The sequence below is a fragment of the Brachybacterium sp. AOP43-C2-M15 genome (genome assembly GCF_052446295.1).
Lineage (GTDB): Bacteria > Actinomycetota > Actinomycetes > Actinomycetales > Dermabacteraceae > Brachybacterium.
Map to the genome: position 1 here is coordinate 1 of NZ_JBQSWB010000019.1, position 26,543 is coordinate 26,543.

Annotated in this window: 25 protein-coding genes and 1 tRNA gene; 12 read left to right on the top strand and 14 right to left on the bottom strand. The window is 71.9% G+C overall.

Annotated features, from left to right (window positions below):
• The first annotated feature begins 120 nt into the window (after positions 1–120).
• Positions 121–513, top strand: a complete 393-nt coding sequence (locus ACT3SP_RS16335) for an ectoine synthase (RefSeq protein WP_444588358.1) — start codon at positions 121–123, stop codon at positions 511–513.
• A gap of 226 nt (positions 514–739) precedes the next feature.
• On the opposite strand, the gene ACT3SP_RS16340 is transcribed toward ACT3SP_RS16335, so the two are convergent.
• Positions 740–1,378: a hypothetical protein gene (locus ACT3SP_RS16340; protein WP_444588359.1), complete on the bottom strand. Its 639-nt coding sequence runs from the start codon at positions 1,376–1,378 to the stop codon at positions 740–742.
• A gap of 84 nt (positions 1,379–1,462) precedes the next feature.
• Here ACT3SP_RS16340 and ACT3SP_RS16345 point away from each other — a divergent pair, with 84 nt between their 5' ends.
• The gene (locus ACT3SP_RS16345) at positions 1,463–2,116 is read left to right on the top strand and encodes an IMPACT family protein (RefSeq protein WP_444588360.1); all 654 of its coding nucleotides are present in this window, start codon (positions 1,463–1,465) and stop codon (positions 2,114–2,116) included.
• Positions 2,117–2,201: 85 nt separating this feature from the next.
• On the opposite strand, the gene ACT3SP_RS16350 is transcribed toward ACT3SP_RS16345, so the two are convergent.
• The 3 genes from ACT3SP_RS16350 to nrdF form a co-directional block, all read right to left on the bottom strand.
• Positions 2,202–2,525, bottom strand: a complete 324-nt coding sequence (locus tag ACT3SP_RS16350; RefSeq protein WP_444588361.1) for a hypothetical protein — start codon at positions 2,523–2,525, stop codon at positions 2,202–2,204.
• 166 nt (positions 2,526–2,691) lie between these two features.
• A complete protein-coding gene (locus ACT3SP_RS16355; protein WP_444588362.1) occupies positions 2,692–2,976 on the bottom strand; it encodes a GlsB/YeaQ/YmgE family stress response membrane protein in 285 nt (94 codons plus the stop codon).
• Positions 2,977–3,225: 249 nt separating this feature from the next.
• The gene (gene nrdF, locus ACT3SP_RS16360; RefSeq protein WP_444588363.1) at positions 3,226–4,194 is read right to left on the bottom strand and encodes a class 1b ribonucleoside-diphosphate reductase subunit beta; all 969 of its coding nucleotides are present in this window, start codon (positions 4,192–4,194) and stop codon (positions 3,226–3,228) included.
• Between the two features lie 287 nt (positions 4,195–4,481).
• Here nrdF and ACT3SP_RS16365 point away from each other — a divergent pair, with 287 nt between their 5' ends.
• The 3 genes from ACT3SP_RS16365 to ACT3SP_RS16375 all read left to right on the top strand — a co-directional run bounded on the left by ACT3SP_RS16365 (position 4,482) and on the right by ACT3SP_RS16375 (position 7,410).
• A complete protein-coding gene (locus ACT3SP_RS16365; protein WP_444588364.1) occupies positions 4,482–5,936 on the top strand; it encodes a DUF418 domain-containing protein in 1,455 nt (484 codons plus the stop codon).
• Positions 5,937–6,049: 113 nt separating this feature from the next.
• The gene (locus tag ACT3SP_RS16370; protein WP_444588365.1) at positions 6,050–6,385 is read left to right on the top strand and encodes a PadR family transcriptional regulator; all 336 of its coding nucleotides are present in this window, start codon (positions 6,050–6,052) and stop codon (positions 6,383–6,385) included.
• Positions 6,382–7,410, top strand: coding sequence for a permease prefix domain 1-containing protein (locus ACT3SP_RS16375; protein WP_444588366.1), 1,029 nt, complete (start codon positions 6,382–6,384; stop codon positions 7,408–7,410). Before ACT3SP_RS16370 ends, ACT3SP_RS16375 begins: the two co-directional genes overlap by 4 nt.
• A 111-nt stretch (positions 7,411–7,521) precedes the next feature.
• Here ACT3SP_RS16375 and nrdE read toward each other — a convergent pair whose 3' ends face one another.
• From nrdE to ACT3SP_RS16395, 4 genes are all read right to left on the bottom strand, one after another.
• Positions 7,522–9,654 (bottom strand): class 1b ribonucleoside-diphosphate reductase subunit alpha, encoded by a 2,133-nt coding sequence (nrdE, locus tag ACT3SP_RS16380; protein WP_444588367.1) that lies wholly within the window; start codon positions 9,652–9,654, stop codon positions 7,522–7,524.
• A gap of 5 nt (positions 9,655–9,659) precedes the next feature.
• A complete protein-coding gene (nrdI, locus tag ACT3SP_RS16385) occupies positions 9,660–10,058 on the bottom strand; it encodes a class Ib ribonucleoside-diphosphate reductase assembly flavoprotein NrdI (protein ID WP_444588368.1) in 399 nt (132 codons plus the stop codon).
• A gap of 20 nt (positions 10,059–10,078) precedes the next feature.
• Positions 10,079–10,333, bottom strand: a complete 255-nt coding sequence (nrdH, locus tag ACT3SP_RS16390; RefSeq protein ID WP_444588369.1) for a glutaredoxin-like protein NrdH — start codon at positions 10,331–10,333, stop codon at positions 10,079–10,081.
• A 598-nt stretch (positions 10,334–10,931) separates the two neighbouring features.
• Positions 10,932–12,614, bottom strand: a complete 1,683-nt coding sequence (locus ACT3SP_RS16395; protein WP_444588370.1) for a Gfo/Idh/MocA family oxidoreductase — start codon at positions 12,612–12,614, stop codon at positions 10,932–10,934.
• Positions 12,615–12,938: 324 nt separating this feature from the next.
• Here ACT3SP_RS16395 and ACT3SP_RS16400 point away from each other — a divergent pair, with 324 nt between their 5' ends.
• Complete coding sequence (locus ACT3SP_RS16400) at positions 12,939–13,610, top strand: lysophospholipid acyltransferase family protein (protein WP_444588371.1); 672 nt, start codon at positions 12,939–12,941, stop codon at positions 13,608–13,610.
• A 125-nt stretch (positions 13,611–13,735) separates the two neighbouring features.
• Positions 13,736–14,119: a universal stress protein gene (locus ACT3SP_RS16405; RefSeq protein WP_444588372.1), complete on the top strand. Its 384-nt coding sequence runs from the start codon at positions 13,736–13,738 to the stop codon at positions 14,117–14,119.
• Positions 14,120–14,236: 117 nt separating this feature from the next.
• Here ACT3SP_RS16405 and ACT3SP_RS16410 read toward each other — a convergent pair whose 3' ends face one another.
• Both ACT3SP_RS16410 and ACT3SP_RS16415 read right to left on the bottom strand, forming a co-directional pair.
• Positions 14,237–15,730: a catalase gene (locus ACT3SP_RS16410; RefSeq protein ID WP_444588373.1), complete on the bottom strand. Its 1,494-nt coding sequence runs from the start codon at positions 15,728–15,730 to the stop codon at positions 14,237–14,239.
• A gap of 94 nt (positions 15,731–15,824) precedes the next feature.
• Entirely contained in the window at positions 15,825–16,265 is a 441-nt protein-coding gene (locus ACT3SP_RS16415; protein WP_444588374.1) for a Fur family transcriptional regulator, read from the bottom strand.
• Positions 16,266–16,597: 332 nt separating this feature from the next.
• Here ACT3SP_RS16415 and ACT3SP_RS16420 point away from each other — a divergent pair, with 332 nt between their 5' ends.
• Together ACT3SP_RS16420 and ACT3SP_RS16425 are read left to right on the top strand one after the other, a co-directional pair.
• Positions 16,598–18,028: a histidine kinase gene (locus ACT3SP_RS16420; RefSeq protein ID WP_444588375.1), complete on the top strand. Its 1,431-nt coding sequence runs from the start codon at positions 16,598–16,600 to the stop codon at positions 18,026–18,028.
• Positions 18,025–18,747: a response regulator gene (locus ACT3SP_RS16425; RefSeq protein WP_444588376.1), complete on the top strand. Its 723-nt coding sequence runs from the start codon at positions 18,025–18,027 to the stop codon at positions 18,745–18,747. The genes ACT3SP_RS16420 and ACT3SP_RS16425 overlap by 4 nt, the downstream gene beginning before the upstream one ends.
• A 214-nt stretch (positions 18,748–18,961) precedes the next feature.
• Here the strand turns inward: ACT3SP_RS16425 and ACT3SP_RS16430 are convergent.
• A tRNA-Thr gene (locus tag ACT3SP_RS16430) sits at positions 18,962–19,034 on the bottom strand.
• Positions 19,035–19,655: 621 nt separating this feature from the next.
• Between ACT3SP_RS16430 and ACT3SP_RS16435 the strand changes: the two genes are divergently transcribed.
• Positions 19,656–20,924 carry a Gfo/Idh/MocA family protein gene (locus tag ACT3SP_RS16435; RefSeq protein ID WP_444588377.1) on the top strand — a complete coding sequence of 423 codons (1,269 nt, stop codon included), beginning with the start codon at positions 19,656–19,658 and terminating at the stop codon, positions 20,922–20,924.
• Positions 20,925–21,032: 108 nt separating this feature from the next.
• Here the strand turns inward: ACT3SP_RS16435 and ACT3SP_RS16440 are convergent, their stop codons facing one another.
• From ACT3SP_RS16440 to ACT3SP_RS16450, 3 genes are all read right to left on the bottom strand, one after another.
• A complete protein-coding gene (locus ACT3SP_RS16440) occupies positions 21,033–22,661 on the bottom strand; it encodes an alpha/beta hydrolase (protein ID WP_444588378.1) in 1,629 nt (542 codons plus the stop codon).
• Positions 22,662–22,756: 95 nt separating this feature from the next.
• On the bottom strand, positions 22,757–23,491 hold the full coding sequence (locus ACT3SP_RS16445) for an ABC transporter permease (protein ID WP_444588379.1): 735 nt from the start codon (positions 23,489–23,491) through the stop codon (positions 22,757–22,759).
• A gap of 50 nt (positions 23,492–23,541) precedes the next feature.
• On the bottom strand, positions 23,542–24,531 hold the full coding sequence (locus ACT3SP_RS16450) for an ABC transporter ATP-binding protein (protein ID WP_444588380.1): 990 nt from the start codon (positions 24,529–24,531) through the stop codon (positions 23,542–23,544).
• Positions 24,532–24,730: 199 nt separating this feature from the next.
• Between ACT3SP_RS16450 and ACT3SP_RS16455 the strand changes: the two genes are divergently transcribed.
• Together ACT3SP_RS16455 and ACT3SP_RS16460 are read left to right on the top strand one after the other, a co-directional pair.
• Positions 24,731–25,867: a sensor histidine kinase gene (locus tag ACT3SP_RS16455; RefSeq protein ID WP_444588381.1), complete on the top strand. Its 1,137-nt coding sequence runs from the start codon at positions 24,731–24,733 to the stop codon at positions 25,865–25,867.
• On the top strand, positions 25,864–26,532 hold the full coding sequence (locus ACT3SP_RS16460) for a response regulator transcription factor (RefSeq protein WP_444588382.1): 669 nt from the start codon (positions 25,864–25,866) through the stop codon (positions 26,530–26,532). Before ACT3SP_RS16455 ends, ACT3SP_RS16460 begins: the two co-directional genes overlap by 4 nt.
• The last annotated feature ends 11 nt before the right edge of the window (positions 26,533–26,543 follow it).

The following is a 26,543-nucleotide window of genomic DNA, read 5'->3' on the forward strand; positions in this document are numbered from 1 at the left end:
CCCCCCCGCGCCCCCCCCCCCCCCCCGCCCCCCCCCCCCGCGCGCGGGGCGCCCCCACGCCCTGCGCCGCGCCGCGTCGCAGGATCCGGACCCCGAACCCTCCATCGGAAGGACACCCCCATGCTCGTTCGCACGCTCGCCGAGGTCGAGGACACCGACGCCGACATCAAGTCCGAGACCTGGCGCTCCAAGCGCATCATCCTGGCCAAGGAGGGCGTGGGCTTCTCCGTCCACGAGACCACCCTCTACGAGGGCACCGAGAGCTACTTCTGGTACGCCAACCACATCGAGGCCGTCTTCATCACCCACGGCGAGGGCGAGATCGAGGACCTGGCCACCGGCGAGGTCCACCAGCTCGCGCCGGGGTCGCTGTACCTGCTCAACGACCACGACAAGCACAAGGTGCGCGTGCGCAAGGAGATCCGCTGCGTGTGCGTGTTCAACCCGCCGGTCACCGGCCGCGAGGTCCACGACGAGGACGGCGTGTACCCGCTGATCACCGAGGACGCCTGAGCACCGCGTCCCGCACGCGGTCGGGGCCCGGCAGGACATCGGTCCTGCCGGGCCCCGTCGCGTCGTGAGCCCCGTCGTGTCGTGAGCACGCGCTCCGTCATGGGGCACGCGCTCCGTCATGGGGCGCGACCTCGCTCGGCGCCGCGCCGCTCCCCCGCCGCGCGCCGGCTCGATCGCGTCGATCAGCGCGGGCTGCGGCTCGGCGGGGACGGCGCCGCGGGGGAGGTCAGGCGCGGCGCTTCCGCAGGATCACCAGGACCACGCCGATCGCGAGCAGCAGGAGGCCCAGGGAACCGCCGCCGATCGCGAGGACGATCCCGCCGAGACCGGCGAAGATGCCGCCGATCGAGACGGGCGGGCCGACCATCACCGCGGTGTCCCCGCACTGGATGTCGTAGTCGCCGGCCTCCTCGGCGGTGAAGGAGTCGAAGGAGGCCCACTGGCGCTCCCCGTCCGCGAACTCGCTGGTCTGCGAGGTGCCGGGCCCCACGGAGGGTCCGTCGACGGTGCACTGCGGGGCAGGCGTGCCCTCCTCGGCGTACAGCTGCAGGCTGTCGCCGGCCTCCGCCGTGATGGTCCCGCTGCCGCTCTCGAACACCTCGACCTTCGAGGCGGTGCTCGCGAGCCCGCCGAAGCCGATGACCGCGAGCACCACGCCGACGATCAGGCTGAGGACGAGGATCGCGGCGCCGACGATGATGAGGATCTTCGGCGCCTTGGAGGGCTTCTTCGCCGGCGCGGAGTGCCCGCCCTGCGGTGCCGGGGAGTACATGCCTCCCGGGGCGGGATGGCCGGGCTGCGGGGAGAGCGGGCCGGAGGACGGCTGCTGATCGGGGGACGGCTGCGGTGGGGGAGGCTGGGTCACGGGATGCTCCTGGAACTCGTCGGGGCGTCGTCGTCGGGGACGGCACCCAGGCTATATCGCCCCGTGCCGCCTAGACTCGCAGCCATGCCCGATCCTCTGGTCCTCGCCGCCGACGTCGAGACCGAGCTGGTCGAGAAGCGCTCGAGGTTCCTCACCCGCCTGCACCGCGTCGCGGAGGTGGAGCAGGCCGATGCGCTGCTGCGGACCGCCCGGGCCCAGCATCCCGATGCGCGCCACCACTGCACGGCGCTGGTGCTGGGTGAGACCGCGCAGCGCGCCGAGATGCACCGCTCGAACGACGACGGGGAGCCGGCGGGGACCGCGGGCATGCCGATGCTGCAGTCGCTGCTGCACGCCGGGGCGGTCGACACCTTCGCGATCGTGATCCGCTACTTCGGCGGGGTGAAGCTCGGGGCGGGCGGTCTGGTGCGCGCCTACACCGCCGGGGTCGAGCAGGCCCTCGCGGCGGCCACCCTGCTGCGCCGCACCGAGCTGGTCGTGGCGCGGATCGAGGTGCCGCCGGCGGAGGTGGGCCTCGCGGAGAACGCCGTGCGGGTCTGGGCCGCGGCCCAGGGCGCCACCGTCGAGCCGACGCAGTACTCGGCGCGCAGCGCCGTGCTCACGGTGCTGGTCGCCCCGGAGGAGCTCGAGGCGCTCGCGGCCGACACCGCCCGCTGGTCCTCGGGGCGTCATGCGGTCGAGGAGGACGGCCGGCGCACGGCCGACGTCCCCCGCTGAGAGCGCGGCGACGGCAGGGAGGCGGACGACCCGCAGATCGCGGCGGAGGCCCGGGCAGGGATCGGGGCAGGGGCCGTCGGACGGCTCAGATGTCGTCCTCGCCGGCGGGGCCGCCCTCGTTCTCCCAGTTCTCCACGCGCACCGCGGTGCGATGGGTGAACTTCTGCCGCACGCCGTAGCCGTGGCCGGCGTCGTCGTCGGCCGGGAGGAGCTCGACGCCGAAGTCCTCGAGGGCACGGCGCAGGCGCAGCTCCTCCTCGTCGGTGAGGGAGTGGTTCCCGCGCTCGACGCGGCGGAGATCCTCCGTCTCGAGCTCGGCGGCGTCGGCGAGATCGGCGAGGGACACCTGGGCGAGGGCCCGCGCCGCACGGGCGAGATCAGCGGTGATCGGGGGCTCGATGGTGGTCATGCCCCCAGCGTCGCCCATGGGAGAGGAAAGCACCAGGGGCGCCGGGGCCCGGGGCGGTCGGGGCGGTCGGGGACGTTCCCCGGGGCGGGGATGCGGACGGCGCCGCCCCGGAGGATCCGGGGCGGCGCCGTGGCACGTCCGGGCACGGCGCCCGGCGCGGAGGAGGTCAGGCGCGGTTCTTGGTGACGATGCCGTAGACGAACATGACGATCAGGGCGCCGACGACCGAGAGCAGGATGGTGCCGATGCTCCACGGGTTGTTCATGATGCCGCTGACGCCGTCACCGCCGAGCAGCCCGCCGATGAAGCCGCCGACGATCGCGCCGACGACGCCCAGGACGATGGTCAAGCCCAGGCCCATGGCCTGCTTGCCCGGCATGACCGCGCGAGCCAGGAGGCCGATGATCGCGCCGATGATGATCCAGGAGATGATGAGTCCGATGAGTCCCATTGTGAGGTCCTCTCAAGGTGGGGGAAGAGATGTGTTTCCTGCTGTCCCAGTATGGCGCTCCATGACCGAATGCGACCGCATTACGGCGACACCGCAGGTCATCACGGTGACCACACGGTCTGCCGAAGAGAGCCACATCGCATTCGCCGGCTCCGGTTCCTCCGGAATGCACGACGGGCCGGGCGTTTATCGCCCGGCCCGTCGTGCATTCCGCGGAATCCCGGTGGCCCGGGGCGCGGATCTGCTGACTCAGAAGTCCCAGTCGTCGTCCTCGGTCTCGACGGCCTTGCCCATGACGTAGCTGGATCCCGAGCCGGAGAAGAAGTCGTGGTTCTCGTCCGCGTTCGGGGACAGCGCCGCGAGGATCGCCGGGTTGACCTCGACCTGGTCCTGCGGGAACAGGCTCTCGTAGCCGAGGTTCATCAGCGCCTTGTTCGCGTTGTAGCGCAGGAAGGTCTTGACCTCCTCGGTCCAGCCCACCGGGTCGTAGAGATCCTCGGTGTACTCCTCCTCGTTCTCGTACAGCTCCATGAGCAGCGAGAAGGTGTAGTCCTTGAGCTCCTGCTGGCGGGCCGGGGAGGCCTTCTCGACCGCCTTCTGGAACTTGTAGCCGATGTAGTAGCCGTGCACGGCCTCGTCGCGGATGATCAGGCGGATGATGTCCGCCGTGTTCGTGAGCTCGCCGCGGCTGGAGTAGTGCATCGGCAGGTAGAAGCCGGAGTAGAACAGGAACGACTCGAGCAGCGTCGAGGCCACCTTGCGCTTCTCGGGGTCGTCGCCCGTGTAGTAGTCCATGACGATCTGCGCCTTCTTCTGCAGCGGCTCGTTGAACTCGCTCCAGCGGAAGGCCTCGTCGATCTGCTTGGTGCTCGCCAGCGTCGAGAAGATCTGCGAGTACGACTTCGCGTGCACCGACTCCATGAACGCGATGTTGGTGTACACCGCCTCCTCGTGCGGGGTGACCGCGTCCGGGATCAGGGAGACGGCGCCGACGGTGCCCTGCACCGTGTCCAGCAGGGTCAGGCCCGTGAACACGCGCATCACCAGGCCCTGCTCGTCCTCGCTGAGGCGGTTCCAGGACTGGACGTCGTTGGACAGCGGGACCTTCTCGGGCAGCCAGAAGTTGCCGGTCAGGCGATCCCACACCTCCTGGTCCTTGGGGTCCGGGATCCGGTTCCAGTTGATGGCCTGGACCGTCGTCTTCAGGTGGTCGTTCACCGCAGCCTCACAGTCAGAAATCTCGGGGGTTCGAGCAGGGATCTCGGGGGTTCGAGTCCCGGCCAGTCTAGGCAGTGGGGGGTCTCGAAAGCATGCGCGACAGTCCCGGGTCACGGTGGGAAGAGCCACCATCGCCCGCGCCCCGCCCCGGACTCCTGTCCCGGCCGATCCATGACGGCCCTGCCGACTTTGGTCGTACGCACGGGCGCGGCCGCACCAGTAGCTTCGGGGCCACATCGCGGCAGGTCGGGACCGTCGGCCCCGCCGCTCCTGCGAAAGGCCGCCCCGTGACCGCATCCTCCTCGCCCGCCCCGGGCTCGCCGCCCACCGCCCCGGCACCGCCGTCCGGACCCCCGCAGCGGTCCCTGGCCCCCGACATCTCCCGCGGCCTGATGCTCGCCCTGATCGCGATCGCGAACGTCTCCTGGTTCCTGTGGGGCCACACCGGGGACGTCGGCATGACCCCGCACGTCCCTGCCGAGGGCCCGCTGGACACGGCAGTGCAGGCCTTGATGACCGTGGCGGTGGACCACCGGGCGATGCCGCTGTTCGCGTTCCTGTTCGGCTACGGCATGGTGCAGTTCTACCGCTCGCGGATCGATCGCGGCCTGGCGCCGGCGGTCGTCCGGGTCATGCTGCGCCGGCGGCACTGGGCGATGCTGCTGCTGGGCCTGCTCCACGCGGCGCTGCTGTTCTACGGGGACATCCTGGGCGCCTACGCGGTCGCCGGGCTGCTGCTGGTGTGGATCTTCTTCGGCCGACGCACCCGCACGCTCGTCGTGTGGGCGAGCGTGATCGCGGGGATCATGCTGGCCTTCGCCCTGTTCAGCATCGTCGGCGCCGTCGCGACGATGCTGTTCTCACCGCCGGAGGTGATCGCCGAGATGGAGGCGGGCGGCGGGGTCGCCTTCAGCAATGCCTTCGTCCGCGACCTCGCCTACGACCAGCCCTACCTGCTCTCCGTGCTCTTCCGCGCCGGGATGTGGGTCGTGCTCACCGTCCCCATCGCGCTCTTCGTCGCCCCGTTGCCGATCCTGCTGGGCTGGATCGCCGCTCGCGGCCGCCTGCTGGACGAGCCGTGGCACCGCACCCGCACCCTGTCCCGCCTCGCGATCGGCGGCATCGGCCTGGGCTGGCTCGCCGGAGTGCCCGACGCGCTGGTGATCCTCGGCGTGCTGCCCCTCCCGGAGGCGGTGGGATGGGCCTTCTCGGGGCTGAACTCCCTGGGCGGAGTGGCCTGCGGCATCGGCTACGCGGCCGCCTTCGGCCTGCTCGCGGTGCGGCTCGAGAAGCGGCCGACGGCCCCGCAGGGCCCCGCCCGGTCCGACGGCTCGGAGGTGCTCGACAAGGAGGCCCGGCGCGCTCGCCGCGCCGAGCGCGCGGCCGCCCAGGCGGCCCTCTCCCCCGCCGAGCGCTCCTACGGGGACCCCGCCGTCGAGGCTCCGGCGCCGACCTCCGCCCCCTCCGGGATCGTGCGCGTGCTGGCCGCCGTCGGTCAGCGCTCCCTGACCTTCTACCTCTTCCAGTCCCTGCTGCTGGCGCCGCTGATGGCGAGCTGGGCCCTGGGGCTCGGCCAGCACCTGAGCACCGCCTCCGCGGTGGCGATCGCCCTCGGCGTGTGGCTGCTCTCGCTGCCGATCGCCGCCTGGATGGACTCACGCGGCCTGCGCGGCCCGGCCGAGCGGCTGCTGCGCCGGATGACCTACGGCGCGCACGATCCGCGGGGGCAGCAGGCGCGGTGACGGCGGAGCGCGCTCGCTCCACTCCCCTTGCCGTACTACGCGTGCCGTAGTACGGTGTGGGGACCATCGCGGCGCGCCCCGACCGCCGCCGCCACCGCCGAGAGGAGAGCGATGTGATCGGAGCCGATGCCATCCGCGGGCACATCGACCTGATCGTCCTGGCGCTGCTCGAGGCCGGCCCCTCGTACGCCTACGAGATCTCCCGGACCATCACCGACCGCTCCCGCGGCGAGTACACCATCAAGCAGACGACCCTCTACACCGCCGTCAAGCGCCTCCAGTCCCAGGACCTGCTCGACAGCTACGAGGACCTCTCCCCCACGGGCAAGCCCCGCACCTACTACCGGCTCACACCCGCCGGTCTCGAGCAGCTCGACGCCAAGCGCGAGGAATGGCGCAGCACACGAGCGCTCGTGGACCACTTCGCGGACGGAAAGGACGCACCGTGAACGTCATCGACTCCTATCTCGACACCCTCTTCGCCCCCTACCCGGACACCGCCCGACTGCGCGAGGCGCGCACCGAGCTGCGCGCCATGATGGAGGACACGCAGCAGGGGCTCATCGCCGACGGCCTCACCGAGTCGCAGGCCGTGGGCAGGGTCATCGCCGAGTTCGGCACCCTCGAGGAGGTCGCCCCCGTGCTGGGGATCGACACCGAGCTGAGCCGCTCCCCCGAGGCCGCCGACGCCGCCCTCCCGGAGCTCGACGTCTTCCGGGCCCGGGAGTACGTCGAGGCGGTGCGCCGCACCCAGTGGATGCCCGCGACGGGCCTCGCCCTGTTCGTGCTCTGCGCGGTGCCGCTCCTGCTGCTCATCGCCGCCACCACCGACCCCTCGGGATCGCCCGCGGGATGGGCCGTCGCGGCCGGCATCACCGCCGTGCTCGTGCTGGTCGCCTCCGGCATCCTGCTGCTCCTCGGGCGGGACCTGCGCCTCAAGGACTTCGAGGACATCGACGAGGGGGACTTCACCCCCGGACCGCAGGTGCGCGCCTTCGCCGAGGACCTCGAGCGGGAGCGTCGCAGCGCCGTCACGATCGCGAGCGCCGTCGCGATCCTGCTGTGGATCCTCTGCGCCCTGCCCGTCATCCTCGTCTCCCTGCTCTCCGCGGAGATGTCCTTCGCCCCGCTGTACGGGGTGAGCCTCACGCTGGCGATGGTCGCGGCGGGCCTGGCGATCATGACGGGAGCCGGCTGGTCCGACACCGCGACCGGCAACCTCCTGCAGGAGCCCGAGGACGAGGACGACCCCGAGCGCAGCGACAACCCCGTCGTCCGCGCCGTCGCCGCGATCTACTGGCCCGTCGCGGCCGCGATCTACCTGGCGTGGAGCTTCCTCAGCGGGGACTGGGGCGTCACCTGGGTGCTCTGGCCCGTGGCCGGCGTGCTCTACGCGGGGCTCTCCAGCCTCAGCGCGGCCCTGCGCGGCGATGACGTCGACCGCAGGCGCCGACCGCGGGGACGGCGCCACTGAGGAGGCGACGCCACTGAGGAGGCGACGCCGCCACGACAGCGGCCTCGCGGACACACGAAGGGCGGGCACCCGGATCCCCGGATGCCCGCCCTCGTCGTCAGCGCCGACGGCTCACAGCATGCAGCTGACGCAGCCCTCGACCTCGGTGCCCTCGATCGCCATCTGCCGCAGGCGGATGTAGTAGAGGGTCTTGATGCCCTTGCGCCAGGCGTAGATCTGCGCCCGGTTGACGTCGCGCGTGGTGGCGGTGTCCTTGAAGAACAGCGTCAGCGACAGGCCCTGGTCCACGTGCTGCGTGGCCTCGGCGTAGGTGTCGATGATCTTCTCGAACCCGATCTCGTACGCATCCTCGTAGTACTCGAGGTTGTCGTTGTCCATGTAGGGCGCCGGGTAGTAGACGCGCCCGATCTTGCCCTCCTTGCGGATCTCGATCTTGGAGACGATCGGGTGGATCGACGAGGTCGAGTGGTTGATGTACGAGATCGAGCCGGTGGGCGGCACGGCCTGCAGGTACGCGTTGTACATGCCGTGCTTCGCGACCTCTTCGCGCAGCTGCGTCCAGTCCTCCTGCGTGGGCAGGTGGGCGTTGGACTCGGCGAACAGGGCACGCACCTTCTCGGTCCGCGGCTCCCAGGCATTCTCGATGTACTTGTCGAAGTACTCGCCCGTGGCGTACTTCGAGTTCTCGAAGTCGTAGAACGTCTCGCCGCGCTCCTTCGCGAGCCGCATCGACGCCTTGATGGCGTGATAGGTGACCGCGTAGAAGTACATGTTGGTGAAGTCCAGGCCCTCCTCGGAACCGTAGAACACCCGCTCGCGCGCCAGGTACCCGTGGAGGTTCATCTGGCCCAGACCGATCGCATGGGACTTGCGGTTGCCCTCGGCGATCGTGGGCACGGACTCGATGTCCGAGGTGTCCGAGACCGCCGTGAGGCCGCGGATGGCGGTCTCGATGGTGAGGGCGAAGTCCGGGGAGTCCATCGCCTTGGCGATGTTCATCGACCCCAGGTTGCAGGAGATGTCCCGGCCCATCTCCTCGTAGGTCAGGTCCACGTTCATGTGCGACGGGGTCGAGACCTGCAGGATCTCGGAGCACAGGTTCGAGTGGGTGACCTTGCCGGCGATCGGGTTCGCCCGGTTCACGGTGTCCTCGAACATGATGTACGGGTACCCGGACTCGAACTGGATCTCCGCGAGGATCTGGAAGAAGTCGCGCGCCTTGATCTTCTTCTTGGAGATGTTCGGGTTGTCGACCATCTCGCGGTAGCACTCGGAGATGTTCACGTCGGCGAAGGGCTTGCCGTACTCGCGCTCCACGTCGTACGGGGAGAACAGGTACATCGGCTCGTTCTTCTTCGCGAGCTCGAACGTGATGTCGGGGATGACCACGCCGAGGGAGAGGGTCTTGATGCGGATCTTCTCGTCGGCGTTCTCGCGCTTGGTGTCCAGGAACCGCAGGATGTCCGGGTGGTGGGCGTTGAGGTACACCGCACCGGCGCCCTGACGCGCACCGAGCTGGTTCGCGTAGGAGAAGGAGTCCTCGAGCAGCTTCATGACGGGGATGACGCCGCTGGACTGGTTCTCGATGTGCTTGATCGGCGCACCGTACTCGCGCAGGTTCGACAGCAGCAGGGCGACGCCGCCGCCGCGCTTGGACAGCTGCAGCGCGGAGTTGATGGAGCGTCCGATGGACTCCATGTTGTCCTCGATGCGCAGCAGGAAGCAGCTCACGAGCTCTCCGCGCTGGGCCTTGCCCGCGTTGAGGAAGGTGGGGGTGGCCGGCTGGAAGCGGCCGTCGAGGATCTCCTCGACCAGGTTCCGGGCCAGCTCCTCGTCACCGCGGGCGAGGGCCAGGGCGACCATCACCACGCGGTCCTCGAAGCGCTCGAGGTACCGCTTCCCGTCGAAGGTCTTCAGCGTGTACGAGGTGTAGTACTTGAACGCGCCGAGGAAGGTGGGGAAGCGGAACTTCTTGGCGTAGGCACGCTCCGAGAGGGACTCGACGAAGGAGAAGTCGTACTGCTCGAGGACCTCGGGCTCGTAGTAGTCGTTCTCGATCAGGTAGTCCATCTTCTCGCGCAGCGAGTGGAAGAACACCGTGTTGGGGTTCACGTGCTGCAGGAAGTACTCCCGTGCCGCCTCGCCGTCCTTCTCGAACTGGATGGTGCCATCCGGTCCGTAGAGGTTCAGCATCGCGTTCAGCGCGTGGTAGTCGAGCCGCCGGTTGTGCTCGACGGGGGGCATCTCCGTCAGTGTCGCCAAAACTCTTCCAATCCGTCGTGGACCCGCGTCACGTCGCGCGGTGTACCGAACAGTTCGAACCTGTACATGTGGGGGACCTCGCACTTGGCGGAGATGATGTCCCCGGCCATGCAGAAGGCCTCTCCGAAGTTGGTGTTCCCCGCGCTGATCACGCCCCGGAGGAGGGTCCGGTTGCGTTCGTCGTTGAGGAACTTGATGACCTGCTTGGGCACGGCACCTCGGCCGTTGCCCCCGCCATAGGTCGGGACCACCAGGACGAACTCCTCGTCGGCGACGAGGGGATCCTCCTTGGCGTGGAGCGGAATGCGCTCGGCGGGCATCCCGAGCTTCTCGATGAAGCGCTTGGTGTTGCCGGAGACCGAGGAGAAGTAGACGAGGTTGGTCACGCCGACACCTCCCCGGGCTCTCAGATGGCGGTGGCCCGGCGCTGTGCGCCGGCGCCCGCGATGGCCTTGATCTTGTCGGGGCGGAAGCCGGACCAGTGGTCCTCCGCGGTGATGACGACCGGTGCCTGGACGTAGCCCAGGGACTTGACCTTCGCGAGGGCGTCGGCGTCCTCGGTGATGTCGACGACGTCGTAGGCGACGCCCGCCTTGTTCAGCGCGCGCTTGGTCGCATCGCACTGCACGCAGAGGGGCTTCGAGTACACGGTGATGTCCAAGGGAAGGGCCTTTCACGAGCGCCGCGCCGAGGCGCGATAACGGGGATGTCACGGGTTGTCCACGGAGGTCCTGGGGACGTCACCGGAGGACCGGGCCGCTGCTCCCCGGGCCTCGAGGGCCCGGATCACTGCGACGACGTCAACACTACACCTAGTGGTGACCCGAGGGAACGACCACAAGATGTACTGAACTACAACACTGTCATCCACAGCCGGATGTTGATGGACTGTGGACAGATCGGCACGGCTGGGGACGGAGCGGCGGGGCCACGCACGAAACGCGAGGGTGCATGCACACTCGAGTGTGGACGAGGGGTCCGACGGTCCTCGCGGACGGTGGATGACGGCCCCGCGACGGGCGCCGGATGCCGTGCGGATCACGGACGGAGAGAGCGAATCCTCGGCGTGTCCCGGGGCGCGCACGGCGTGTCGGACGCGGCGCCCCGGCGTGTCGGAAGCGGGCCCTCGGCGTGTCGGAAGCGGGCCCTCGGCGTGTCGCCGGCGCCCCGCCCTTCGCGCCGCCCGCCGGGACGCCGCGACCCCCGCGGCCCGAGGGCGGCGGGGGTCGTGACGGAGACGTCGTCGGGACCGCGGGCGGTCAGCCGCGGGAGTCCTCGGGGGACTCGGGGGGCCCGTCCGCAGCCCCGTCCGTAGAGGCGTCGGCCGGGGCGTCGGCCGGGTCGACGACGTCGGCGGCACCGGCGGCGCCGGCAGGGTCGACCGGGTCGACGGGGTCGGCAGTATCCGCAGGGCCGGCGTCGGCGAGATCGCTGCCGGGGGCGCGATCCGTCGCGGGGCCGGCCGGCGAGGAGCTGCCCTCGAGGTTCCAGACGTCCTCCTCCCCCGTCGGGGGCGAGGGCTCCGCGGTGACGGCGGGAGACGCGGGCTGCGCGGCGGCACCGGCGGCAGGAGACGCGGCGGACCCCTCCGGCGCGTCCGCCTGCCCCACCTCGGGCGGCCTCACCGAGGCGCTCGCCTCCTCGCCCGCGTCGACCTGAGCCTCCTCGGGCTTCTGCTCCTCGCCGTCCTGCCCCTCGGGCTTCTGCTCCTCGCCGTCCTGCCCCTCGGGCTTCTGCTCCTCATCCTTCTGCTCCTCGTCCTTCTGTCCCTCGTCCTTCTCCTCCTCGTCCTTCTGCTTCTCGTCCGCGGCCGCCTCGAGACTGCGTCCCTCGGAGACCACGATGCTCGAGAGCACCTCGCGCAGCAGCTCCACCTGGGCGCGGGCCTCGGCGGCGCCGGCCACGGGCGGCGTGCCCTTCTCCACGAAGGCGTGGAAGGCCTCCCACATGAGCTCGGCCGCCCCCTTGGGCGCGGTGGTCGAGGTCTCCTGCACCACACCCGACTTCTTCTCCCGCAGGGACACCGTGGAGCGCACGTCACCGTGCGAGGGCGCGGGCAGCTCGACGTTCATCCGCCGCCGCGCGGAGAGCACCTGCACGGTCTCGGAGTACTCGGGCGCGAAGGGGAGGTAGTGCCAGACCAGCCGCACCTGCGCGCCGCCCTCCAGCTCGCCGAGCAGCTCGATCGAGCCGGGGATGACGCCCCGGGGCCAGTGACGCACCGCCACCAGCTTCGTGATCGCACCGTAGGCGGCCTCCGTCACGGCCATCTGGTGGGCGAGGCCCGTCAGCAGGCCCTTCACATAGAGGTCGCGGTCACGCTGCGTGGCGCCGTCCCCCGCTCCCGCCACGACCGCGGCCTGCAGGGCCTTGCGCCGCTGCGAGCGCACCTCGGTGGGCAGGTCGTAGGAGGAGGTGGTGACGTGGGCGGCCCCGAACAGCGGCTGGCTCGCCGGCATCAGCACCTCGTGGTCCACCATCCGCAGGTCCTTGGCGGCGATGTGCTCGGACATGCGGGAGACCGAGTCGTCGTACTGCTGGGGATAGGCCATCATCACCAGTCGACGGCCGGTCATCCGCTCGAAGTCGGCGACCTTCGCGACCTCCTCGGCGGAGAAGCCCAGCGGCGGCTCGGCGAGCACCGGGATCCCCCGCTTCATGAGCGCCAGCAGGTCCTCGACGTGCAGGCCGTCGGTCGACAGCACCGCGCCGTCCAGCGAGAGGGTCTTCGCGCGCACGGCGGCCACGAGATCCGCGACGGACTCGTAGCGGCGCTCCTCCTCGATCCCCCACACCTCGGAGGCCTCGCGGCGCCGTCGCGTGGAATGGTCCACCAGCGCGGCGACCGCGAAGCGGTCCCATCGGCGTCGCAGCACCGGGAGATGCACGGACTGGGCCATGGTTCCGGCGCCGATCACGGCGATGTTCAGGGTCTTGGGCATCGGCAGGCTCCTCGTGCTCGGCGGGGATCGGCGGCTGCTCCGCGAGGCTCTCGGCGGGCGCCGGGCCGCCCCCGGCATCGCGCCACGGATCGGCGCAGGACGCACGCCTGTTCTACCACACCGACGCCGTCGCGGCCCGGGCGGCTTCCCCCCTGCGACCTGGGCCGCCGTCCGGGCACCCGGACGGCGCGGCACGGCATCGACGAGACGCCCGGGACGCGCCGGGGGCAGGACCCGACGCCGCGGCCGTGAGCCGACGCGGCACCGGGGGCGCCGACAGGATTATCGTGGAGCGCGCATCCGCTCGACCCAGGAGGATCCCCCGTGGCCAGACGCTTCTACTTCGGAGCCCGCGGCATCGCCCGCCCGCTCGTCGCGCTGCTGTGGAAGCCACGGGTGTCCGGTCTCGAGAACGTCCCCCCTGAGGGCGGCTTCGTGATCGCCTCGAACCACCTGGCCAACATCGACAGCTTCCTCCTGCCGGTGGCGCTGCCCCGTCAGATCCGGTACGTCGCCAAGGACACCCTGTGGACCCAGAAGGGTCCCGTCGGCTGGATCCTGCGCTGGTTCTTCGACGCCGTGGAATCCGTCCCGGTGGACCGCCGGGCGCTGTCCTCGGGCAAGGGGGCGCTCCAGGCCGGGCTCACGATCCTCTCCGAGGGCGGCGGTTTCGCGATCTATCCCGAGGGCAGCCGCTCCAAGGACGGCCTGCTCCACCCCGGCAAGCAGGGTGCCGCCTGGCTCGCGATCGAATCCGGCTGCCCGGTGCTGCCCGTCGGCCTCACGGGGACCCAGCACATGTTCTCCCGGCTGATCCCCGAGCGCGGCGCGGTCAGCATCCGCATCGGCACCCCCATCGACGTCTCCGAGATCGACCCCGGTGCCTCCAAGGGCGTGCGTCGCCGACTGCTCACCGAGCGCATCATGGACGAGATCCAGGCGCTGTCCGGACAGCGCCGCGCGAGCCCCTCCCCGGCCCCGCGTCAGCAGCCCTGAGCCGGCCGCGGCCCGATCACCCGGCCCGGGTCCCTCCGCAGCAGGTCCCCGGACCAGTAGGATCTGGCCAGGCCGAGCGCCGACCGGACGGCGACCGCCGCCCGGACCGCACCCGAGGAGAGCAGATGGCCGTCGTCGTCGGATTCATCCCCACCGAGGTGGGTTTCAAGGCGCTGGCCGCGGCACGCGAGGAGGCCGAGCAGCGCGGCGGGCCGCTGATCGTGGTCAACGTGCTGCGCGAGGGCGTCAGCACGGATCCCCGCCATGCGAACGAGCAGCAGCTCGAGATCGCCCGCGACCAGCTGCGCGGCGCCCGCGTGCGGGTCGCCTTCCGGCAGGAGGACACCGAGGACGACATCGCCGACGTGCTGCTGGACGTGGCCGAGGAGGAGAGGGCCGAGCTGCTCGTGCTCGGCGTGCGCCGCCAGCGCGACCTGGCCCGCCACCTGCTGGGTCTGACGGTGCAGAAGCTGCTGCTCTCCGCCGACTGCGAGGTGCTGGTGGTCTGAGGCACCGCCTCCGGCACGCCCCCGTACGACGAGCGCGGCCCGCCCCCTTCGGGGACGGGCCGCGCTCGCGGTCCCGGGCCGGTGCCGCGGAGGTCACCGGGCCGGGGGCCGCTCGGCTCAGGCGCTGTGGGGATCTCCGCCGGGCAGCTCATCGCCCTTATCGGTGTTCAGCGCCAGTTCGATGCGCTCACCGATCGTGGTGTCGATGTTCTTCCAGTACTGGAGCGCCTTGGACAGGACCGGCTCCTCGACGGTGCTGAGCCCGCCGGAGACGGTCTCGACCAGGCGGTCGCGCTGCGCGTCGTCGAAGACCTCGCGCACCAGGATGCCGGGCTGGACGAAGTCGCCGTCCTCCTCGTGGAGGGTGTACGCGGCGCGGACCAGCTCGCCGTCGGCCTCCCAGCCGTCCTCCACCGGGCCCTGCGCGTCCTGGTAGGCGCGCCCGTAGGAGTTCGGTGCGTAGACCGGCGCGTCACCGGTGTGCAGGAACTGCATGAACCCCTCCTTGTCGTAGGAGTTCGTGGGCACGACGGGCTGGTTCACCGGCAGCTGGTTGAAGTTGGTGCCGATGCGGTGGCGCTGCGCGTCCGGGTAGGAGAACGAACGGCCCAGCAGCATCTTGTCCGGGGACAGGCCGATGCCGGGCACCGTGTTCGAGGGGCTGAAGGCCGCCTGCTCCACCTGCGCGAAGTGGTTCTGCGGGTTCTTGTTCAGGGTCATCCGGCCGACCTTGATCAGCGGGTAGTCCTGCTTGGGGACCGTCTTGGTGAGGTCGAAGATGTTGAAGCGGTAGGTCTTCGCGTCCTCGTAGGGGATCACCTGGACGGACAGGGTCCAGCTCGGGTTCTCGCCGCGCTCGATGGCGTCGAAGAGGTCGCGGCGGTGGTAGTCGCTGTCCGAGCCCGCGATCTTCTCCGCCTCCTCGTTGGTGAGGAACTCGAGGCCCTGGTCGGTGTGGAAGTGGTACTTGACCCAGAACTTCTCGCCCGACTCGTTGATCCACAGGTAGGTGTGGGAGCCGTAGCCGTTCATATGGCGCCAGGTCTTGGGCAGGCCGCGATCGCCCATGAGGTAGGTGACCTGGTGGGCGGACTCGGGCGAGTTGCTCCAGAAGTCCCACTGCATGGTGTTGTCGCGCAGGCCGGAGGCCGGGGTGCGCTTCTGGGAGTGGATGAAGTCGGGGAACTTCATGGGGTCGCGCACGAAGAAGATCGGGGTGTTGTTGCCGACCAGGTCGTAGTTGCCCTGCTCGGTGTAGAACTTCAGCGCGAAGCCGCGCACGTCGCGCCAGGTGTCGGGCGAGCCGAGCTCACCGGCGACGGTGGAGAAGCGGGCCAGCATCGGGGTCCTGCGACCGGGCTGGAACAGATCGGCCTTGGTGTACTGCGAGACGTCCTCGGTGATCTCGAGCTCGCCGAAGGCGCCCGAGCCCTTCGCGTGCGGGCTGCGCTCCGGGACGCGCTCGCGGTCGAAGCGGGCGAGCTTCTCGACCAGGGCGACGTCGTGGAGCATCAGGGGGCCGTCGGGGCCGACGCTCAGCGAGTTCGCGTCGGACGGGCGCGGCGCACCCGATTCCGTGGTGCTGGGGATCGTGGGATCGAAGTCGGTCATGTCCATCTCCTGGGTTGTGTTGGATTCTGACAAGCTGTGGTGAAACGTTCGGACACCGATGCCCGGGCGGGCACCGGCGCGCCGGTCGGAGGGGTCAGGTGTCGACGACGGAGGTCGCGGCGGACCGGCAGTCGGAGCAGGTCCCGCGGTAGACGACGTCGGCGATCTCGATGTCGAAGCCGTGGTCGTCGTGCGGGACCAGACAGGGGGCCTCGCCGACCGCGCAGGGGACGTCCTCGAGCCGTCCGCACCGGCGGCAGACGAGGTGGTGGTGGTTGTCGTGGCGATGCATCTCGTACTGCATGCTGCGGCCGCCGACCGACACCCGACGCAGCAGCTCCGCGTCGGAGAGGGCATTGAGCACGTCGTAGACCGCCTGCCGAGACACGGTGCCCAGCTTCTCCCGGACGGTCCGCGCGATGGACTCGGCGTCGGAGTGCGGCCGCGCCTCGACCGCAGCCAGCGTCGCGAGCCGCGGAGCGGTCACGCGCAGGCCCGCGCCCCGGAGGGCGGCGGTGTGCTCGAGGGTCGACATGCCGCCACCCTACCCGGCTTTCTGGACTATCTCAAGAAAGCGTCGCGGCCCAGGCTCCGTGGTGCAGGCTCCGTGGTGCAAGCTCCGTGGTCCCGGCTCGAGGGGCCAGGTTCGGGGGCCCGGGCGCGGGGGCCGGGCTGCGGGCCGCGGAGCCGGTCGTGGTCGACCGCGCGGTCGGAGCCGGCGAGGTCGGCGACGGAAACTCTGCGAGATCGCTGGACGGGCGGATAGCCTGGGCCGGTGACGCCGCCGGTGACCGACTCGTATCCAGCGGCGGGCCGGGGTCAGGCGGCGGGCGCCGCGCGGACGGACGCTGCGAGGTGGGCATCGCGATGACGGGCAGTGGGTCCACGGGCGCGGCACCGACGATCCCCGCGAGCACAGCGGTCGGCTCGCGGCACGGCGCCGCGGGCGGATGGGTCCTCGCCGCTCTCGTCGCCCTGCTGCTGCTGGTCGCCTCGGTCCCCATCTCCTCAGCGGCCGGCACCGTCCCGGTCGTGATCGCGGTGCTGCTGAGCCTCGCGGGCGGCTTCTCGCTGCGCCGCCCCGTCACCGGCGCCGTGATCGTCGGGGTGGTGCTCACACTGGGGATCGGCCACGGTCCCCCGCACCTCGGCTCGGGGATCCTCGCCTCCCCCGTCGCGGTCGCCGCCTGCGCCGCCCGCGGGCACCTGCTCACCGCGATCGCCATGGCGGCCTGGCACCTGCTGCCGCCGACGATCTCCGCCCTGCTGCGCGGCGACGACCCCGAGTTCCTGGTCGCCCAGGCGCTTCTCTGGGTGGTGCTGGAGACCACCGCCGTGCTCGCCGGGACCTGGGGAGGCGGCCTCGCCCACCGGATCCACCTCGAGCGCTCGCGCCGGATCTCCGACCTCGCCGAGCAGCGTCGCGCCATCGCGCGCGAGCTCCACGACACCGGGGTGCGCGCGATGACCCGGGTGGTGATGCTCTCCGAGAGCGCTGCCGGTCGCCCGGACATCGCGGCGGCCGACGCCCAGCGCTTCGCCCAGATCGCCGCGACCGCGAGGCAGGGCACCCTGGAGCTGCGGGACCTGCTGGACGTCCTGCGGATCGAGGACACCGCCAGGAGCCCGATCTCGACGACGTCCGCGGCCGGAGGCGAGGACCGCCGCCCCCTCGACGGTCTGCTGGAGGCGATGCGCCTGCGCCTGGCCGCCGAGGGCTTCTCCGCTCGGGTCGAGCTCGACGGCGAGCCCTCACGGGCCGTCTCCCGCAGCGGGATCCTGGAGCGCTGCCTGCGGGAGCTCGAGGCGAACGTGGTGCGCCACGGGGACCGCGGCGCACCGGTGGCGGTGCTGGGCGAGGTCCGCTCCGTGACGGCGGCGGGGTGCGAGGGGACGGAGCACGACGCGGAGTTCGCCGACGGCGGGGGCACCGACGACGGGGATACCGACGGCGGGAGCGCCGACGAGGGGGCGGGCTCCGAGCGCACCGCGTCGGGGGTCGACCTCGAGCTCCTCGTGCGCAACGGCGTCGCACGGCATCCGGCTCCCGCTCCCGCCGGAGGCGCGGGGCTCGACGGCGTCCGGGAGCGGCTGACGGCCGTCGGCGGCCGGGTCGAGACCCGGCGCGAGGGCCCCTGGTTCCTCACCCGTCTGCTCGTGCCGCTCGAAGCGTCCGCCCCCGCGACGCCCGGAGCACCAGCGGCCTCAGGGGCGCCCTCCGCCCGGGACGGGACGGAGGACGCCGCACCGCCGTCCGCTTCCCGCACCACCCCGCAGCCGATGGAGGCCCCGACATGACCGACGCCCACGAGACCGCCCCGCGCCCCCGGAGCGCACGGGTGATGATCTGCGACGACGACCCGATCGTGCGCGACGCGCTGGGCGGCTACCTCGCACGCACGGAGGACCTCGAGGTCGCGGCGGCGGTCGGCACGGCCGACGAGCTGCTGCGGGCGCTCGACCACCAGCCGGCGGACGTCGTGCTCATGGACCACATGCTCCCGGGAATGCACGGCATCGACGCGACCCGGCTGGTCAGGGCGCGGCATCACGGCACCGCGGTGCTGCTGATGACCACCTTCGGCACCGAGGAGCAGGTGCGCGAGGCGCTCTCCGCCGGGGCGTGCGGATTCCTGCTGAAGTCCGCGGCCCCCTCCGCCCTGGCCGCTGCGGTGCGAGCCGCGCACGACGAGGCGGGCACGGTGCTCACCCCGCAGCTGGCCGCGCAGATCACCGCCTCGGCCGCCGTGGGGACCTCCTCGACCGTCGTCGGCGCCTCCGTCGAGCGCTCGCGGGAGGACCTGGGGCTCACCGAGCGCGAGGTCGAGGTGCTGGGCCTGCTGTGCGCCGCGGAGTCGAACGCCGGGATCGCCCGCGCGCTGTCCCTGTCCGAGTCGACCGTGAAATCGCACGTCTCCTCGCTGATGGCCAAGCTCGGGTGCACCTCACGGCTGCAGATCGCGCTGAGCGCGTTCGAGCGGGGCCTCGCGCAGCCGCCCCAGCCGCCGGAGGCCTGAGACGCCGCCGGAGGCCTGAGGCACGGCACTCGGGCCCCGCACCTGAGCTCGGCATCTGAGCCCGGCACCTGAGGCCGGCACCTGGGGCCCGCACATGGAGACGGCAGCTGAGCCCTGCACCTGGGGACGGCGGCTGGCCCGGGCGCCCGGGACCCGGGATCGACGAGGGCCCCGCCCCTGTGCAACCACAGGAACGGGGCCCTCGAGCGCGCCGAGCCGCCTAGGAGAATCGAACTCCTGACCTATTCATTACGAGTGAATCGCTCTACCGACTGAGCTAAGGCGGCGTTTCCGCCGGTCACGCGGCGGACCGGATCACTCTACGGGACGCAGGGCGGCGGGCGCAAAGCCTCGGTGCGCGATCCCCGTCACGCCGGACCGGCGGAGCGACGGGGTGGCTGACGGCGGGACCGACAGCGAGGTCGGCGGCGGGCCCGACTGCGAGGTCGACAGCGAGGTCGGCGGGGGCCGACCAGGAGGAGGCCCGGGAGGCTGACCGAGGGCCCGGAGTGCGCCGTCCGAGCGCGCAGACCGGCCAGCTCCTCCGCACGCGAGCTTTTGCCCGTCGCCCGCGCAGGGTGAGAGGGTCGTCACGCCCCCGGTCCGCACACGCCGCGGCCGAGGCCCTGCATCGAGGCCGATGTGGGGAGACGATCTCGCCGAGGTGACCCTGCATGCCCCCGCACCCCCGCCCCTCCCGACGGACGCTGCTCACCGGTGCCGGACTGACCGGCCTCGGAGCCGGCGGCGCGATAACGGCGCCGTCGGCGACCGCCGCACCGGCTCGGGCACGGGCCCCGGCTCAGGCACCGGGTGAGGCCCCGGGTCCGGCACCGGGTCAGGCACCAGGTCAGGCACCGGGCCCGGCCGGGAGGAGCGCCGAGGCCCCCGTCCCGGGCCGGGCCTCGATGATCGGCGTCCCCTACGAGCAGCGCGACATCGTGCGCATCGGCCTGATCGGACTGGGTGCCCGCGGCGGCACGATGGCGACCGGCTGGACCACCGTGCCCGGCGCCTCCGTGGACGCCGTCTGCGACATCCGCGCCGACCGCGCGAGAACCACCGCCGACGCCCTCGAGGCCGAGGGTGCCGAGCGCCCGCTCGAGTTCGGAGGCTCCGAGACCTCGTTCCAGGAGATGCTCGACGCCGTCGAGCTCGATCTCGTGTACATCGCGACCCCGTGGGAGTTCCACCACCTCCAGGGCAGGGCGGCGCTCGAGGCCGGCGCGAACGCCCTGGTCGAGCTGCCCATCGCGACCGAGATCGAGGAGATGTGGGACCTGGTCGCCACCTCCGAGCGGACCGGCCGGCACCTCTCCCTCGCGGAGAACACCTGCTACGGCCGCAACGAGCTGGCGATGGCCCGCGCCTCCCACGCCGGCCTGTTCGGCGAGGTCACCACCGGGCACGGCGGCTACCTGCACGACCTGCGCGCGCTCCTGTTCGACGAGAACTACTACACCGACCACTGGCGTCGCACCTGGCACACCACCCACAACCGGTCCTTCTACGCGATGCACGGCCTGGCCCCGATCGCCAACGCGATGGACGTCAACCGCGGCGACCGCATCACCACGATCCGCGCCACCGCCACGGCCGCCAGGGCCCTCGCGGACTACCGCGAGCGCTTCATGCCCCGGGACCACCCCTCCTGGGACGAGACCTACGTGGCCGGCGACCTGGTCACCTGCCTGCACGAGACCGAGCTGGGGCGCGTGATCCGCACCGAGCACGACGTCTCCTCACCGCGCCCCTACAGCCGGATCAACTCGCTCGGCGGGACCCGGGGCGTGCTCGAGGACTTCGTGGCCGTCGGCGAGTCCGGCGCCCGGATCTACACCGAGCCGGATCACGGCGACCACCTCTGGCGCCCCTTCGACGCGTACCGGCAGGAGTTCGACCACTGGCTGTGGCGCCGAGTCGGGGACGACGCGGAGGCCGGCGGCGGCCACAGCGGGACCGACCACCTCCTGCAGTGGCGCTTCGTGCAGTGCATCCGCCGGGGCCTGGTCCCGGACATCGACGTCTACGACTCCGCGACCTGGTGCGCACCGGTGCCGCTGAGCGGGCGGTCCATCGACCAGGACGGCGCCGTGATCGAGATGCCCGACTTCACCCGCGGGCGCTGGTCCGAGCTGCGCGCGGGCATCGACTCCCCTGAGAGGGAGATGCCCTGAGCCCCGGCGGCGGCCCTCCGCCCCGCCCGTGCTCCCCGTCGGCCCCACCGGGGAGGGGCACGAGGTCGCACGAGGCCGGTGCGCGGCAGCGCGGGCAGCGGACCGTCGTCAGCAGCGGAGCCCGTCCGTCGGCACCGTGTCCAGGAGCAGGTACGCGTCGACCTGCTCCTCGATGCAGCCGCCGGAGCGCCCGTAGGCGGTGTGTCCGTTGCCCTCGAAGGTCAGCAGCACGCCCTCCTCGAGCTGCTCGGCGAGACCCTCCGCCCACGGATAGGGGGTGGCGGGGTCGCCGGTGGTGCCGATGACCACGATCGGTCCGGATCCCTCGGCCGCGATCGGCGCGGGCTCGCGCACGGGCGGCTCCGGCCAGCGGGCGCAGCCGTCGCCGCCCAGCATCGGCCCGAAGGTCGGGAACTCCTCCGCGACCCTCTGCGCCTGCTGCTCGGCGGCCTCCTCGTCGGCGGGCCCAGGACGATCGAGGCAGTTCACCGCGGCGATCGCGAAGGTCGCATTGGTGCGGTAGGTGCCGTCCAGCGAGCGCTCGTTGGAGCGGTCCGAGATGCTCAGCAGCACGGTGCCGTCATCCTCCATGGCTCCGGCGAGCGCATCGCGCCCCTGCTCCCACAGGCCGTCCTCGTACATCAGGGTCAGCACCGCCCCGCGGGCGAGGGCTCCCGTGAGCTGCCGCTGCGGGTCCGCCGTGCTCAGCGGCTCGGCGTCGATCCCGTCGAGGAGGTCGCGCAGCTGCTGCGCCGCCTCCGGGACGGTGCCGTGGAACGGGCACCCCTCCCCCGCCTCGAGGCAGTCGGCGAGGAAGGCCTCGACAGCCCCTTCGAAGCCCTCCGCCTGCCCGGCGGCGTACTGCTCGCGCGTGAGCGTGGGGTCCACGGCGCCGTCGAGCACGAAGTGCCCCACCCGCTGCGGGTACAGGTCCGCATAGCTGGCACCGAGGTAGGTCCCGTAGGAATAGCCCAGGTAGTCGAGCTGCTCGGAGCCGAGCGCGGCGCGCAGCACGTCCATGTCGCGCGCGGAGGAGTAGGTGTCGAGATAGGGCAGCACGTCCCCGGAGTTCGCCTCGCAGGACTCGGCGACGCGGGCCGCCCACTTCTCGCCGAGCTCGTCGGACTCGGTGGAGCCCATCTCCGCCGTGTCGGAGAGGTACTCGTCGGTCTCCTCGTCGTCCAGGCACTCGACGCCGGCGGAGCGCTGCACGCCACGGGGGTCGAAGCCGATCAGGTCGTAGGCCTCGGCGACCTCCTCGGAGATCAGGTAGGGCATGCTCTCGAGGTAGTTCACCCCGGAGACGCCCGGGCCGCCGGGGTTGGTGACCAGGGCACCGGCACGCTCCCCGGTCGCCGCGATACGGCCCACCGCGAGCTCGATGTCGCCGGCGGCCGGGTCGTCCCAGGCCAGGGGCACGGTGAGGGTGGCGCACTCGACCCGCAGCGCCGCGACCCCCTCGCACGGCCCCCACTCGATCTCCTGTGCGTAGTACTCCGCATAGGCGGGGTCCTCCGCGGGGTCGGCGGGCAGATCGGTCGCGGCCGAGGTGCCGAGCTCCTCGCGATCGGAGGCGTCCTCCTCGGCCCCCGGGGCGTCCGCAGCGCCGCCGTCGTCCGAGCCCTCGCTCCCGGATCGGCCGTCGCCGATGGTGCATCCGCTCAGCACCAGGAGCGACGCTGCCGCCGCGGCGGCGAGACGGGCGAGCAGGCGGCGGGGACGGGCAGCGGTGGCCATACGGGAATCCTTGTCCGGGCGAGGAAGGGCGGGACCGCCGGGGCGGACGCGGTCCGGCCATCCTAGGCCCCGCGCCGCCCCGGACCGCCTCCCGGTCATCCGACCTCGCGCACCCTCCAGCGCTGCACGCCCAGGGCCGTCGGCACCGCCACGAGCAGCAGCAGCGGCACCAGCTCGAGGGCCGTCCCCTCGCCGCTCGCCAGGGCGACCAGCGCGGACTGCAGGTCCACGGCGCGGATCACGTCCGCGAGGCCCTGGGAGCCGACGGCCATCGCGATGGTGCCCGCCGTGGAGACGACGACGGGGAGGCCGATCGCGGCGACCAGGCCGAGCACGGTGGACTGCAGCACGATCCCCATCGCCAGCGAGAACAGCAGGGCCGCCCCCAGCACCGGCAGCTGGGTGGTCATGACCCCGTCGATGCTGGCGAGGATCGCACCCTCGCCCAGCACCTCCCCGCCGATCCAGGTGGTCACGGCCGCGAGGCCGACGGACAGCGCCACCAGCACGGCGACCACGACGACCGCGGTGAGCACCTTCGAGCCCAGCACCGCGGTGCGGCCGGGACGCTGCAGCAGGGTGTTCTGGATCGAGCGGTCGGACCACTCCCCGGCGGTGATCAGCACGGCCAGCACCGGGATGATCAGGCTCAGCGGGAGGGAGAGCACGAAGACGGTCAGCTCGAGGTCCGAGGTCCCGTCAGGCATCACCACGGGCTGGATCAGACCGCCGAGGGCGGCGAAGCCGACCACGGCCAGCAGGGACAGGGTCAGCAGGATCGCGGTGCCGCGGGTGTCGAAGAAGCTGCGGAGGTCGATGTCGGGTCGCATGGGGACTCCTGGGTCGGGTCGGGCCGGTGGTCGTGCCGGGTGGGACCGGGTCAGCGGATCGGTGCCGGGGCGTGGTCGGACGCGGCGGGCGCGGTGGCGGCACCGGGCGCGCCGCGAGGTGCATCGCCCTCGTGCTGACCGGTGAGGGTGAAGAAGACCTCCTCGAGGTCCGTGCCGTGGCTCTCGGCCAGGGAGGTGAGCACCAGCTGCTCGCGCAGGGCGAGCCGGCCCATGTCCTCGGGGGCGAGGCTCACGATGAGCTCGCCGCCGCCGCGCTCCTCGTGGGCGATGCCCTGGGCGTCCAGGGCGGCGCGCAGCGCAGGCAGGTCCAGGGCGCCGACCCGGGTGCCCGCCACGCCGGTGAGCTCCTCGAGGGTGCCCTCGCGCACGAGGCGTCCCTGGGAGATGACCACCAGGCGGTCCACGGTCGCCTCGACCTCGCGCAGCTGGTGGCTGGACAGCAGCACGGTGCCGCCGGCGTCGGCGAAGGAGCGCAGCAGCCGACGCATCCAGCGGATCCCCTCGGGGTCCAGACCGTTCGCGGGCTCGTCGAGGACCAGCACGGCGGGGTCGCCGATCAGGGCGACGCCGATCCCGAGCCGCTGGCGCATGCCGTAGGAGTAGCCGCCCACGCGCTTGGCCCCGGCCTCCCCCAGCCCGACCGTCTCCAGCACCTCGTCGGCCCGCGAGGCGGGCATGCCGACGGTGCGAGCGGTCAGCCGCAGCGTCTCCAGCCCGGTGCGGCCGTTGTGCAGCGCACGGGCGTCCAGCATCACGCCGATGGTGCGCGCCGGTTGCGCGAGGCCGCGGAAGGCCCTCCCTCCCACGAGGGCCTCGCCCTCGTCCGCGCGGGCGAGTCCGGTGAGGATGCGCAGGGTGGTGGACTTGCCGGCGCCGTTGGGGCCGAGGAAGCCGGTCACGGTCCCGGGGGCGCACACGAAGCTCAGGTCCTCGACGGCGGCGCGGGCGCCGTAGCGCTTGGTCAGGGCCCGCACCTCGAGGGCGGTGCCGGCGGCGGCGGAATCGGTCGTGGAGGTCATGGCACGAGACTCCTCCCGCGTGCGGTCGCCGGACCAGCGACCCGGGGCCATGGGCGCGACGACGAAGGTCGCCCTCCGGGTCCGCCGGGAGGACGAGGGGGCAGACCTCCGTCGATCCCACGGGCGACCCTGGGGACGGCCGAGGCGCGGCAGCCGTCGCGGAACGGGTCCCGCGGCGCCGCGCCGATACAGTGAGGGCGTGGAAGAGCTGGGAGCGCCGCGACGACATCGCTGGCAGGAGGCGCTGATCCTCGTCGTGATCGTGCTCGAGGCGGCCCTGCTGCTGGTCTTCGCGACCTCCACCGCCGACCTGTGGAGCACGGGCCTCCTGCTGGTGCTCGGCGGCGCCCTGCTGCTGCGACATCGGCACTGGCGGTGGCTGCTGCCGGTGCTGCTGGTCCTGAACGCACCGATCATGTCGCTCTCCGTGCTGGTGATCGCCGTCTACTGCTACGCCACCCGCAGCACTCATCGTCTGCTCACGCTGCTGGTCGCCGTGCTCGCGGTGCTGACGGGCGCGGTGCCCACCACCCGGCTGTGGTCCGGCGCAGGCCCCGCCCTGGGGCTCACCGGGCTCGTGCTCATCACGCTGGTCGTCGCCGCCTCGGCCGCGACCGGCATGTACACCTCGACCCGTCGGGCGCTGCTGGCGCAGCTGCGCCAGCGCGCCGAGCAGGCGGAGTCCGGCCGGGCCACGGCCGAGGAGCAGGCACGCCGCGCGGAGCGCACCCGGATCGCCCGCGAGATGCACGACATCGTTGCCCACAAGATCTCGCTGGTCGCCCTGCAGGCCGGGGCGCTCGAGGTGAACCCGACCCTCGAGCGCGAGCAGGTCCAGCAGTCCGCGGGGCTGATCCGCCAGACCGCCACGACGGCGCTCTCGGAGCTGCGGGAGGTGCTCGGCGTGCTGCGAGGCGACGGCGAGGAGGCACCGCTCGCGCCGCAGCCGACCTGGGAGGACGTACGGCGCCTGGTGACCGTCTCGAAGGACGCGGGCATCTCGGTGGACCTGTTCGACTTCATCGACGACGAGGTCCCGGACCAGCTGGCGCGCACCGCCTACCGGGTGGTGCAGGAAGGGCTGACGAACATCCACAAGCACGCCCTGCACACCAAGGCGCGGGTGGCGCTGATCGGCGAGCCGGGCACCGAGCTGGTGATCGAGGTCAGTAATGTGCTTCCCAAGGGGTTCACGACGGATCTGCCCGGGGCCCGGATGGGACTGTCGGGGATCGAGACCCGCGTGTCGCATGCGGGCGGGACCATCACGTCGGGCCCCACCGATGACGGACGCTTCGAAGTGAGGGCGGTGATCCCGTGGCCGACGGCGACGTGACGCGCGTAGGACTGATCGACGACGACTCCCTGGTGCGGGCCGGGCTGGCGATGATCCTGGGCGCGGATCCCGGCATCGAGGTGGTGGGGCAGGGGGACGACGGCGCCGAGGCGGTCACCCTGGTGCAGAAGCACCGGCCGGACGTGCTGCTGATGGACGTGCGGATGCCGAAGCTCGACGGGATCGCGGCGACCGAGGCGGTGTGCGCCCTGCCGAACCCGCCCAAGATCATCATGCTCACCACCTTCGACATGGACGAGTACGTGTTCCAGGCGCTCGAGGCCGGGGCCAGCGGGTTCCTGCTCAAGGACACCCCGCCCCAGGACCTGGCGCGGGCGGTGCACGTGGTCGCCGGCGGGGACGCGATGCTCTCCCCCACCATCACGCGACGCATGCTCTCGCACTTCTCGGACTCGAACCCGGGCAGCCGTCAGGAGCGCCATCCAGGGCTCGAGCAGCTCACCGAGCGGGAGACCGAGGTGCTCGGCGCGGTGGGGGCGGGGCTCTCCAACGCGCAGATCGGGATGCGGCTGTTCATGAGCGAGGCGACCGTGAAGGCGCACGTCTCGAAGATCTTCGCGAAGCTCGACTGCACCAACCGGGTGCAGATCGCGATCATCGCCCACGAGGCCGGGATCACCGACCTCGACACCGACCAGGTCTGAGCGTCATCGCC